The 11,228-nt window shown below is 65.1% G+C and carries 11 protein-coding genes; 7 read left to right on the forward strand and 4 right to left on the reverse strand.

Going from position 1 to position 11,228, the window contains the following annotated elements; all coding sequences use genetic code 11:
- Nucleotides 1–170: 170 nt before the first annotated feature.
- From EOA27_RS07325 to EOA27_RS07340, 4 genes are all read right to left on the reverse strand, one after another.
- Nucleotides 171–1,271, reverse strand: coding sequence for an alcohol dehydrogenase family protein (locus EOA27_RS07325; RefSeq protein WP_126079292.1), 1,101 nt, complete (start codon nt 1,269–1,271; stop codon nt 171–173).
- Nucleotides 1,272–1,293: 22 nt separating this feature from the next.
- Nucleotides 1,294–2,673, reverse strand: a complete 1,380-nt coding sequence (locus tag EOA27_RS07330) for an aspartate aminotransferase family protein (RefSeq protein WP_126079293.1) — start codon at nt 2,671–2,673, stop codon at nt 1,294–1,296.
- 36 nt (nt 2,674–2,709) lie between these two features.
- Nucleotides 2,710–4,203 (reverse strand): NAD-dependent succinate-semialdehyde dehydrogenase, encoded by a 1,494-nt coding sequence (locus EOA27_RS07335; RefSeq protein ID WP_126079294.1) that lies wholly within the window; start codon nt 4,201–4,203, stop codon nt 2,710–2,712.
- 412 nt (nt 4,204–4,615) lie between these two features.
- Nucleotides 4,616–5,107, reverse strand: a complete 492-nt coding sequence (locus tag EOA27_RS07340; protein ID WP_126079295.1) for an Lrp/AsnC family transcriptional regulator — start codon at nt 5,105–5,107, stop codon at nt 4,616–4,618.
- Between the two features lie 83 nt (nt 5,108–5,190).
- Between EOA27_RS07340 and EOA27_RS07345 the strand changes: the two genes are divergently transcribed.
- From EOA27_RS07345 to EOA27_RS07375, 7 genes are all read left to right on the forward strand, one after another.
- Nucleotides 5,191–6,576 carry a PLP-dependent aminotransferase family protein gene (locus EOA27_RS07345; RefSeq protein WP_126079296.1) on the forward strand — a complete coding sequence of 462 codons (1,386 nt, stop codon included), beginning with the start codon at nt 5,191–5,193 and terminating at the stop codon, nt 6,574–6,576.
- Between the two features lie 137 nt (nt 6,577–6,713).
- Entirely contained in the window at nt 6,714–7,499 is a 786-nt protein-coding gene (gene ehuA, locus EOA27_RS07350) for an ectoine/hydroxyectoine ABC transporter ATP-binding protein EhuA (protein WP_126079297.1), read from the forward strand.
- Between the two features lie 94 nt (nt 7,500–7,593).
- Nucleotides 7,594–8,445, forward strand: a complete 852-nt coding sequence (gene ehuB / locus EOA27_RS07355; RefSeq protein ID WP_126079298.1) for an ectoine/hydroxyectoine ABC transporter substrate-binding protein EhuB — start codon at nt 7,594–7,596, stop codon at nt 8,443–8,445.
- 246 nt (nt 8,446–8,691) lie between these two features.
- Nucleotides 8,692–9,351 carry an ectoine/hydroxyectoine ABC transporter permease subunit EhuC gene (ehuC, locus tag EOA27_RS07360; RefSeq protein ID WP_042638468.1) on the forward strand — a complete coding sequence of 220 codons (660 nt, stop codon included), beginning with the start codon at nt 8,692–8,694 and terminating at the stop codon, nt 9,349–9,351.
- Between the two features lie 16 nt (nt 9,352–9,367).
- Nucleotides 9,368–10,027, forward strand: a complete 660-nt coding sequence (gene ehuD, locus EOA27_RS07365; RefSeq protein WP_112131195.1) for an ectoine/hydroxyectoine ABC transporter permease subunit EhuD — start codon at nt 9,368–9,370, stop codon at nt 10,025–10,027.
- Nucleotides 10,028–10,032: 5 nt separating this feature from the next.
- On the forward strand, nt 10,033–10,809 hold the full coding sequence (gene eutA / locus EOA27_RS07370) for an ectoine utilization protein EutA (RefSeq protein WP_127255829.1): 777 nt from the start codon (nt 10,033–10,035) through the stop codon (nt 10,807–10,809).
- Nucleotides 10,810–10,829: 20 nt separating this feature from the next.
- Nucleotides 10,830–11,228, forward strand: a 399-nt coding sequence (locus EOA27_RS07375; protein ID WP_189561978.1) for a pyridoxal-phosphate dependent enzyme, incomplete at its 3' end; no start/stop codon positions are given.

Raw genomic sequence — 11,228 nt, forward strand, 5'->3', positions numbered from 1 at the left:
GGGCAAGCGCATCGCCGGCTGCGAGGCGAGGACGCCCCGGTTTGTCCGGGCGTCCTCGGATACGCACGCCCGCAAAGCGTTTGCTTCCCGGCGTATATCGGCTTGCCGTCCGCAGTCGCCGCGCCAGATGATAGCGGCGGCTGAAGCCGCGCCGGGCGCTCTTTCGGGGGTCAGGCGCCGCTCCACATCGCATCCGGCACCACGACCAGCTTGCCGACGAAGTCCTTGCCCATGAAGTCGGTCTGGGCGCGGTGGAAGTCCGAGAGCTTGTAGACGCCGCCGACCAGCGGCTTGATCTTCTTTTCCTCGATGTAGCGGACAATGCGGCGGAAGTCGGCGCGCGTGCCTTGGCTCGAGCCGTGGAGCTGGAGCTGCTTCAGATACATGGTGCGGAGATCGAGCTGCACGACCGGGCCGGCGATCGCTCCGGCAGTCGTGTAGCGGCCCTCGGGCCGCAGGATGCGCAGCAGGTCGTTGAAGATGGCGCCACCGACGAGGTCGGCGACCACGTCGATGGGCTGGCCGCCCGTCGCTTCGTTGACGGCGGCGAGCAGGTCGGCCACGCCGCGCGTGATCACCTTCTCGGCGCCGATGTCGAGCACAGCCTGCTCCTTGCCCTTGCCGACGACGGCATAGGGGATGGCGCCGCGCGCCCTGGCCAGTTGCACGATGCCTGAGCCGACGCCACCGGAGGCGCCGGTGACCAAGACGCGCTCGCCGGCCCTGAGCGCAGCACGCTCCAGCATCTGCTCGCCGGTGAGATAGGCGCAGCAGAAGGTGGCGAGCTCGACATCGCTCAAGTCGGTGTCGACGACATGCGCGTTCTCAGCCGGCAGCGCCTGGTATTCGGCATAACCGCCGTCGCGGCCGTGGCCCATATAGTCGATGTCGGCCAGCGAATCGTCGTCGCGGTTGTAGATCGAGAAGTCGACCATGACCCGTTCGCCGATGCGGCTCGCCGGCACGCCGTCGCCGATAGCGACAATTGTACCCACCGTGTCGGTGCCCTGGATGCGCGGGAAGGTCAGCGTGTTGCCCTGGCGGCGCCAGGTCGAGACGGCTGCGGCATTCTCCTCCGTGCCATAGGCGCCCTGGCGCACCCAGACATCGGTGTTGTTCATGCCGCAGGCGCTGACCTTGACCAGCACTTCGCCGGCGGCGGGTGCCGGCACCTTCACATCGGTGCGGTAGACGAGCTTCTCCAGGCCGCCATGGCCGGTAAGCTGGACGGCGGCCATGGTGGCGGGAACGGTTCTGGTCATGGCATTCATATCACTTCTCGGATGTCGCTTCTCAGATGCTCGCAAAAACGCTGTTCACAGCGTCGGCGGTCTTGGCGACGACGATGTCGGCCTCCTCGCGCGTCAGGCAGAGCGGCGGCGCGAAGCCGAGGATGTCGCCCTGCGGCATGGCGCGGCCTATGACGCCGCTGGCGGCCAGCGCGGTCGCAATCTGCGGCCCGGCCTTCAGCGCCGGATCGAAGAACACGCGGTCGTCGCGGTCCTTGACGAACTCGACCGCGGCCAGCATGCCGTCGCCGCGCACCTCACCGACATTCTTGTGGCCGCCGACGGCCCTGGCGAGCTCGGCGCGAAAGTAAGCGCCCACCTCCCCGGCATTCCTGACCAGATCCATCTCGTCGATCAGCTCGAGATTGGCAACGCCCGCGGCGACGCAGATCGGGTGCGCCGAGTAGGTCCAGCCATGGCCGAGCGATCCAAGCTTGTCGGATCCCTTGACCAGCACCTGCCAGACCTTGTCGGAGACGATGACGCCGGAGAGCGGCGCATAGGCCGAGGTCAGGCCCTTGGCGATGGTGATCAGGTCCGGCTTGATGCCGTAATGGTCGGAGCCGAACATCGTGCCGAGACGACCGAAGCCGGTCACCACCTCGTCGGCGACGAGCAGCACGTCATATTTGTTCAGCACGGCCTGGATCTTCTGCCAGTAGCCGGCCGGCGGCGGCACGATGCCACCGGTGCCGAGGATCGGCTCACCGATGAAGGCCGCGACCGTATCAGGGCCTTCGGCGAGGATCATCTCCTCGAGCTTGTCGGCGCAATGCTGCGAGAACTGCTCTTCGCTCATCGAGCGGTCGGCGCGGCGGAAATAATAGGGCGCCTCGGTGTGCAGGATCGGCGCGCGCGGCAGATCGAAGGCATTGTGGAACAGCTCCAACCCGGTCAGCGACCCGGTCATCACGCCGGAACCGTGATAGCCGCGCCAGCGCGAGATGATCTTCTTCTTCTCGGGACGACCCAAGACGTTGTTGTAATACCAGATCAGCTTGATGTTGGTCTCGTTGGCATCGGAGCCGGAGAGGCCGAAATAGACCCTCGACATGCCCTTCGGCGCGCGATCGATGATCATCTTGGCAAGCGTGATCGAGGCCTCGGTGCCGTGGCCGACATAGGCGTGATAGTAGGCGAGATTCCGGGCCTGTTCGGCAATGGCGTCGGCGATCTTCTGGCGGCCATAGCCGACATTGACGCAGTAGAGGCCGGCGAAGGCATCGATGCTCTTCTTGCCGGTGTTGTCCCAGACGGTGACGCCTTCGCCGCCGGCCATGATGCGGGCCGGCGATTCACCGCGCGCGTGCGTGCCCATATGCGTCGAGGGATGGAAGAAGTGGTCGCGATCCCAGGCGGAGAGTTCGTTGGACTGTTCGAGCATTTTTTGACTCCTGACGAGAATGAGGGCCTGCGCAGCTTAGGCTACATCGAGGCAGAGGTATTTGAGGTCCGTAAAGGCTTCGAGGCCGTGGCGCGAGCCTTCGCGGCCGATGCCGGATTGCTTGACGCCGCCGAACGGGATCGGCGCGCCGGTGATCTTGACGCGGTTGATCGCGACCATGCCGTAGTCCAGCGCACGCCCCATGCGCGCCTGCCGCGCGCCGTTCTCGGTGACGACATAGGCGACGAGGCCATATTCGGTGGCATTGGCGCGGGCGACGACTTCGCCCTCGTCGTCGAACGGAGTGACGTCGGCGACAGGCCCAAAAGTTTCCTCGCGCATGATCAGCGCTTCGTCCGGCACATCGACAAGCAGCGTCGGCTGGTAGAACAGCGGGCCGGCAGCGTGACGCTTGCCACCGGTCAGGCAGCGCGCGCCATGAGCGATTGCGTCGGCGACCTGTTCCTCGATCTTCTTGACCGCGCGCTCATGCATCAACGGCCCGATCTCGGCGTCCGCGGATAGCCCGTTGCCGACGCGAAGCTGCTCGATGCGGTGCGCGAAGGCGGCGCAAAAGCGGTCGTAGATCGGCCGCTGCACATAGATGCGGTTGGCGGCGAGACAGTCCTGGCCGGAGGTGGCGAATTTGGCGTCGAGCGCGATGGTCACCGCCCTGTCGATGTCGGCATCGTCGAACACGATCAGCGGCGCATGGCCGCCGAGCTCCATGACCAGGCGCTTCATCGTCGCAGCACTTTGCGCGGCGATCAGCCGGCCGACTTCGGTCGAGCCGGTGAAGCTCATGGCGCGGACCCTGGCGTCGGCGCACATGGCGCCAACGATGGTGCGCGCGTCGCCGGTGATGACGTTGAAGACACCGGCCGGCAACCCGGCGCGCTCGCCAAGTTCCGCCAGCGCCAGGGCCGACAGCGGCGTTTCGGAGGACGGATGCGCCACCACCGTGCAGCCGGCGGCAAGCGCGGCCGCGGCCTTGCGGGTGAGCATCGCCGACGGAAAATTCCACGGCGTGACGACGCCGACCACGCCGAGCGGCTCGCGGCGCACCGACATCTCGGCGTTCGGCAGATGGCTGGTGACGCTTTCGGCGTTGAGGCGTTTCGCTTCCTCGGCATACCACTCGACGAAGGAGGCGGCGTAGTCGATTTCGCTCAGCGATTCCTTCAGCGGCTTGCCCTGCTCGAGCGTCATCAGCAGCGCCAGATCGTCCTTGGCGGCGATGATCAGATCGAACCATTTTCGCAAGATTTTCGAGCGCTCCTGCGGCAACAGCGCCCGCCAGCCGGGATACGCGCGGGATGCAGCGTTGATCGCCTTCGTCGTCTGGGCGGCATCGAGTGCCGCCACAAAGGCGATGGTAGCGCCGGTCGCCGGATCGGTGACCTCGAAACTTGCCGCCGCCTCGCTTGCCGTCCAGTGGCCGTCGACATAGGCGAGCGCGCGCAACAGGCGGCGATCGGCGAGGCGGTCGAGCGCTTCATGGTGGTTGGTGCGGGCAAAATGCGCGGACATCAGTCAAGTCTCCCGGTGTCGAGGCGATAGGGAGAGACTAGACGCGCGATCGAGACAAAGAGGCTGTTTCGGCGGTCCGATGTAGAGAGATTGTCTCTATTTGTCCGGGAGAGCAGGTCGATCTCTCTAGCTTGCCAGCTGGCGGGTGCCACCAAACGGTGAAAATTGGCCGAGGCTCCTCAGCCTCGTCATCCTTGGGCGAAGCAGGAGCGCAGCTCCGTCGCGGAGACCCAAGGATCCATGCCGTTACCTTGATCGAAGGGCGCAGCGGCACAGAATTCTGCACCGTCGCAATGCCTTAGCGTCGGCATGGATCCTCGGGTCTGCGCCGCGTCGCTTCGCTCCTTGCTCCGCCCGTGGATGACGAAGTGCGGACGTTTCGGCTAATCTCCACGCTGATCGCGAGGCCGACTCACCCTTGCTCCGGCAGCAGGTCGGCCACCGGCAGCACGGTCTCGTCCTTGACCGTCTTGGTGACGATGTAGGTGAAGTAGCGGTCGATGCCGATCTCGCGTTCGAGCAGACCGTCGACCAGCCGCTGATAGGCGTCGATGTCGCGCGCCATGACCTTCAGCACGTAATCGACGCCGCCGCCTACCGACCAGCAGGCGACGATCTCCGGGACATCCCGCACCACCCGCTCGAACCGGTCGAAGTCGGCCTGGCGATGGTTGGCCAGCGTCACCTCCATCAGCACGGTCGCCACCGGCGCGATGACGCGCATGGCGATCGCGGCGTGATAGCCGGTGACGATGCCGGCTTTCTCCAGCTTGCGCAGCCGCATCCAGCACGGCGTCGGCGACAGGCCGACCTTCTCGGCCAGCGCCAGCTTGGTGATGCGCCCGTCGCGTTGGATGGCGTCGAGAATCCTGAGGTCGATCGGATCGAGCTTCGCTGCCGCCATGCGGTATCCGCCTTTCGTTCAGGACACCATGACGATGCATTATTTCGATTGTCAATTGCACTGATTTCGATCTCTAATAAGTCATGACATTATGGCAGCCAGATCCTGCTCTCATTCGCCGCCCGGCCTATCTCTCGCTGGCCGACCAGTTCGCCCGCGCCATCCATGACGGGCGGCTGGCCAACGGCACGCGGCTGCCGACGCACCGCCGGCTGGCGGACGATCTGAAGCTTTCGGTGCAGACCGTCAGCCGCGCTTATGAGGAATTGATCCGCCGCGGCCTGATTTCCGGCGAGGTCGGCCGCGGCAGCTTCGTGCAGACGCAGCGCCGGGAACCGGAGCCGCCGTACATTCCGGAGCGGCTGGGCGAGGTCATCGACCTTTCCATCCTGAAGCCGGTCTGCGAGCCGATGCATCTGGAAAAACTGAAGCAGGCGCTGGGCTGGCTCGCCGAGAACCTGCCGTCAAGCTCGGCCCTGTCGTTCCGGCCGAACATGGTTTTCCCGCGCCACCGCGCGGTGGCTGTCGAGTGGTTGAAGCTTTGCGGGCTGGAGGCGTCGCCGCAGAACATCAGCCTCACAAACGGCGCCACCGCCGGCATGACGGTGGCGCTGATGAGCGTGGCGCCACCCGGCTCGACGGTCGCGACGGAGGCGATCGGCCACCACACGCTGGTGCCACTTGCGCGCTATCTTGGCTTCAACCTGGAAGGGCTACCGATCGACGGCAACGGGCTGATCCCCGAGGCGCTCGACGAGGCCTGCCGTCTCTCGGACATTCGCGCCGTCTTCGTGCAGCCCTCGGTGATCAACCCCACGGCGACCCTGATGGACGCCGCCCGCCGCGAGCAGATCGCCGCGGTCGCGCGCAAGCACGACATCGCCATCATCGAGAACGACGTGCTGGGGCCGCTGGTCGAAGGCCGGCCGCCGGCGGTCGCCGCGTTTGCGCCGGAGCGGACGCTCTACGTCACCTCCTTCACCAAGATCACCGTGCCCGGCCTGCGCATCGGTTATCTGGCGGTGCCGGACCGCTATGTCGCCGCCGTCGCCAACCGCCACCTCGTCTCGAACTGGATGGCGACCCCGATGGTGGCGGAGATCGCCACGCGCTGGGTGAACGACGGCACGGCGATGGAACTGGTCAACTGGCAGCGCGCGGCGCTGAGGCGACGCCAGGAGATTGCCGCCGAAATGCTGGCGGGCGTCGATTACCGCGTCCATCGCGACGGGCTGCATCTGTGGCTCGAGCTGCCGGGCGACCGCGCCGAGGAAAGCTTTGTCTCTCAAGCGCGCCTGCGCGGCGTGGCGATCGCGCCGGGCACTTCGTTCCGCATCGCTGACACGCCATGGCATCCGGCCGTGCGCATCTCGCTCGGATCGACCACAGAGGGGGAACTGCGGGTGGGCCTGAGCGTTGTCGCCAAGCTGCTGCTCGGCGATCCGGAGCATCTCCTGCTCGCCATCTGATGCACAAAAGGAGTCCAGATTGCCCTGAAATTGTGCCGCGCCGGAAATATTGTCATGATATTATTTTCCTAATTGACATGATTTGGTACGTTTCGCATCGTTAAGGGCATAGGCTTCTCCAGCAACGGGGAAATGGATTGCCCGCGCCCATCATCAAGGTCGATGTGATTTCGAAGAGCTTCGGCACCTTCAAGGTGCTGGACGGTTTGTCGATGCAGGTGATGCCCGGCGAGAAGCTGGCGCTGATCGGTCCGTCCGGCTCCGGCAAGACGACGATCCTGCGCATCCTGATGACCTTGGAGAAGATCGACGGCGGCCACATCCAGGTCGATGGCGAGCAGCTCTACCACATGAAGCGCAACGGCCAGCTGCTGCCGGCCGACGAGCGCCACCTGGCCAGGATGCGACAGAAGATCGGCATGGTCTTCCAGCTCTTCAATCTCTTTCCGCACAAATGCGTCATGGACAACGTGACGCTGGCGCCGATGCTGACCAAGGGCGTCGCGCGCGCCGCCGCCGAGAAACGGGCGATGGAACTGCTCGACATGGTGGGCCTCGCCGACAAGGCGAAAGCGATGCCGGCGCAGCTCTCCGGCGGCCAGAAGCAGCGCGTGGCGATCGCGCGCGCGTTGGCGCTGTCGCCCAAGATCATGCTGTTCGACGAGGTCACCTCGGCGCTCGACCCGGAGCTGGTCGAGGAGGTGCTCAACGTCATGCGCAAGCTCGCGGCCGAGACCGACATGACGATGCTTCTGGTCACCCATGAGATGGGCTTCGCCCACGACTTCGCCGACCGCGTGCTGTTCTTCGACCGCGGCAGGATCGTCGAGGAAGGCAAGCCCGATGAGATTTTCCGCCATCCCAAGCAGGAAAGAACGCAGAGCTTCCTGAAGAAGATCATCGCGGCCGGACATCGCGTCTGACCGCTATGCAGACGGGCGGCGCAAGCTGTCCACGGGCGGCCCAAGGCCGTCCCGAACCGAGCAGACCAATAACAGAAACAAGGAGTTGGGAACGATGAAGAAACTTGGGATTCTGGCTGGCGTCGCCGGCCTCGCAGTGAGCACGATGCTGCTCGCCTCCGGCGCGCGTTCGGCCGACGATGCAAAGCTGGAGCAGCTCAAGCAGCAGGGCTTTGCCCGCGTCGCCATCGCCAACGAGCCGCCCTATACGGCGGTGGCCGCCGACGGCAAGGTCTCGGGCGCGGCGCCGGACGTGGCGCGCGAGATCTTCAAGCGTCTCGGCGTCAACGACATCGTCGCCTCCATCTCCGAATATGGCGCCATGATCCCCGGCTTGCAGGCCGGCCGCTTCGACGTCGTCACCGCCGGCCTGTTCATGAAGCCGGAGCGTTGCGCGGCGGTCGCCTATTCCGAACCGGTGCTGTGCGACGCCGAGGCGATGCTGGTGAAGAAGGGCAATCCGAAAGGCTTCAAGAGCTATGAGGATATCGCCAAGGACAGCTCCGCCACCGTCGGCGCGCCCGGCGGCGGCACCGAGGAGAAGCTGGCGCTCAATGCCGGCGTGCCGCGCGATCGCGTGGTCGTCGTGCCGGACGGCCAGAGCGGCCTGAAGATGGTGCAGGACGGCCGCATCGACGCCTATTCGCTGCCGGTTCTGTCGATCAACGACCTGATGAAGAAGGCCAATGATCCGAACCTCGAAGTGATCGCGCCGGTGCAGGGCGCTCCGGTCTATTGCGACGGCGCCGCTTTCAAGAAGGGCGACGAGGCGCTGCGCGACGCCTATGACGTCGAGCTCGCCAAGCTGAAGAAGTCCGGCGAGTTCGCCAAGATCATCGAGCCCTACGGCTTCTCCGCCAAGGCGGCGATGTCGACGACCCGCGAGAAGCTCTGCGCGGCGAAGTAAGGCGCTCTTTGCCTTCTCGTCGCTTGCGGGGAGAAGGTGTCACGAAGTGACGGATGAGGGGCGGCGCCAAGATATCAGAAGCTGGCTCCGCCCCTCATCTGCCTGCCGGCTTTCGTCGCTCGAAAAGCCAAGCAATTGGCTTTTCGTTCGCTGCGCGAACCGCTCCTCAACTCCCCGTGAACGGGGAGAAGGGACTTGACGCGGCTGCCCCGCACAACCGCAAACGATAGGAAATTTTACACTCAGATGACCCAGTGGTCCGGCTATCTCGGCCTGATATTGCAGGGAGCGCTTGTCACCATCGAGCTGACGCTGATGGGGTCGGTGCTCGCGCTGATCATGGCTTTCCTTGCCGGCATGGGGCGCGTGTCGCGCTTCTTCATCCTGCGCGCGATCGCCACGGCCTATATCGAATTCTTCCGCGGCACCTCGATCTTCGTGCAGCTGTTCTGGGCCTATTTCGTCCTTCCTTTCGCCGGCCTGTCGCTGACCCCACTGCAGGCCGGCGTGCTGGCGCTGGGCTTGAATGTCGGCGCCTATGCGGCGGAAGTTGTGCGCGGCGCCATCCTGTCGGTCGGCCGCGAGCAATATGAGGCCTGCACGGCGCTCAATCTCGGCCGCTGGCAGGGCATGCGGCACGTGATCCTGCCGCAGGCGCTGCTGGTCATGCTGCCGACCTTCGGCAACAACGCGATCGAGCTGCTCAAGGCGACCTCGGTCGTCTCGCTGATCTCGCTCGCCGACCTGACCTTCCAGGCGCAGGTGGTGCGTTCGCAGACCGGCAGCACGCTGATGCCGTTCCTATCCGTGCTGATCATCTATTTCGCGCTGGCGCTAATCATCTCCTGGGGCGTGCGGACGCTGGAACGCCGCATGGCGCGCGGGCTTGATGGGGTGCGCGTCTGATGGATTGGGCCAAATAATGGACTGGGATTGGAACTTCGTCTGGGAGATCATGCCGACCCTGATCCAGGGCGTGAAGATCACCATATTGGCAACCATTCTGGGCTCGATCCTGGCGGCGATCGTGGGGCTCGGGATTGCGCTTGCGCGGCGCTCGGAGAACCGGCTCGTCGCGCGCAGCATCGGCTGGTTCGCCGAGTTCATCCGCGGCACGCCGCTTCTGGTGCAGCTCTATTTCATCTTCTACGTGCTGCCCGATATCGGCATCCTGTTGCCGCCGCTGGTGGCCGGCGTGATCGGGCTTGGGCTGCACTACGGAACCTATACTGCCGAGGTCTACCGCGCCGGCATCGACAACGTGCCGCGCGGCCAGTGGGAGGCGGCCAAGGCCTGCAATCTCAACGGACGCCACACCTGGACGCATATCATCCTGCCGCAGGCGATCCCGCCGATGATCCCGGCCCTGGCCAACTATTTCATCGCCATGTTCAAGGAGACGCCGCTGCTTTCGGCGATCACAGTGCTTGAACTGATGAACCAGGCGAAGAGCGTCGCCAACACCTACTACCGCTACATCGAGCCGATGACGCTGGTCGGCGCCTTCTTCCTCGTCATCAGCCTCTGCTCCGTCGTGCTGTTGCGCTGGCTGGAGCATCGCTACGGCAGGATCGAAAGATGAAAGTCATGAAAGCATTGCCCGAGATCCGGCTCGAAACGGCGCGCCCCGCGCTTGACGCGCGTCCGCTGGAAAAGCGCGTCGGACTGATCGCTTTAGCCACCGACCACACCAGCGAGGTGGACTTCCACCGCATGGTGGCGAGCGAGCGGATCGGCGTCTATGTCGCACGCATTCCCTACGCCAATCCAACGACGCCGGAGAATTTGCGCAAGATGCAGCCTTCGCTTTCGGCGGGGGCGGCGCAGATCCTGCCGGACGAGACGCTCGATGCCGTCTGCTACTCCTGCACGTCTGCTTCGGTGGGGATCGGTGACGCCGAGATCGAACAAGCGATCCAGGTGGCCAAGCCCGGCGTGCCCGTGATCACGCCGCCGATGGCTGGTATGCGCGGCCTGAACGCTTTTGGGGTGAAGCGCATCAGCATTCTAACCCCATACACCGTCGAGACCAGCCGGCCGATGGCGGCCTATTTCGCCGCGCAGGGCTTCGACATCCAGAGCTTCACTTGCCTCGGCTTCGAGGATGACCGCGAGATGGCCCGCATCAGGCCGGCGTCCCTCGTCGAGATGGCGCGCAAGGTCACGCATCCACAGGCCGATGCGCTGTTCGTCTCCTGCACCGCGCTGCGCGCCGCGCTCGCGGTGCCGGGTATGGAAGAGGCGATCGGGCGTCCGGTCGTCACCAGCAACCAGGCGAGCGCCTGGAACTGCCTGCGGCTCTGCGGCGACGAGACGCCGCGACCTGAGTTCGGCCGCTTGTGGACCAAGCCGCTGGCCCAGTGATCGTAATGCCCGTGATCGAGATGCCAGTTACGCTTCAGCATATTCGCGCCGCGCGCGAACGCATTGCCGGCAAGGTCGAGCGGACGGCTTGCGTGCTGTCGCAAAACCTGTCGGAGCGCGTGGGGCATCCTGTTCATCTCAAGCTTGAGCACCACCAGACCACCGGCGCCTTCAAGCTGCGCGGCGCCTCCAACGCGATTGCGGCATTGAGCCCGGACGAAAAATCGCGCGGCGTCGTCGCCGCCTCGACCGGGAATCACGGCCGCGCGCTGGCGCATGCGGCCAAGCTGAAAGGCATGCGCGCGGTGATCTGCATGTCGAAGCTGGTGCCGGAGAACAAGCTCGATGCCATCCGCCGCCTGGGCGCCGAAGTGCGCATCGTTGGCAACAGCCAGGACGACGCCCAGCAGCAGGTCGAC

The sequence above is a fragment of the Mesorhizobium sp. M2A.F.Ca.ET.037.01.1.1 genome (genome assembly GCF_003998075.1).
GTDB lineage: Bacteria > Pseudomonadota > Alphaproteobacteria > Rhizobiales > Rhizobiaceae > Mesorhizobium.

Excerpts from the sequence above, each read along its gene's own strand:
- EOA27_RS07335 (WP_126079294.1), bottom strand. The coding sequence starts at position 4,203 with ATGTCCGCGCATTTTGCCCGCACCAACCACCATGAAGCGCTCGACCGC.
- EOA27_RS07325 (WP_126079292.1), bottom strand. The coding sequence starts at position 1,271 with ATGAATGCCATGACCAGAACCGTTCCCGCCACCATGGCCGCCGTCCAG.
- ehuD (WP_112131195.1), top strand. The coding sequence starts at position 9,368 with ATGGACTGGGATTGGAACTTCGTCTGGGAGATCATGCCGACCCTGATC.
- eutA (WP_127255829.1), top strand. The coding sequence starts at position 10,033 with ATGAAAGCATTGCCCGAGATCCGGCTCGAAACGGCGCGCCCCGCGCTT.
- ehuC (WP_042638468.1), top strand. The coding sequence starts at position 8,692 with ATGACCCAGTGGTCCGGCTATCTCGGCCTGATATTGCAGGGAGCGCTT.
- EOA27_RS07330 (WP_126079293.1), bottom strand. The coding sequence starts at position 2,673 with ATGCTCGAACAGTCCAACGAACTCTCCGCCTGGGATCGCGACCACTTC.
- EOA27_RS07345 (WP_126079296.1), top strand. The coding sequence starts at position 5,191 with ATGACATTATGGCAGCCAGATCCTGCTCTCATTCGCCGCCCGGCCTAT.
- ehuB (WP_126079298.1), top strand. The coding sequence starts at position 7,594 with ATGAAGAAACTTGGGATTCTGGCTGGCGTCGCCGGCCTCGCAGTGAGC.
- EOA27_RS07340 (WP_126079295.1), bottom strand. The coding sequence starts at position 5,107 with ATGGCGGCAGCGAAGCTCGATCCGATCGACCTCAGGATTCTCGACGCC.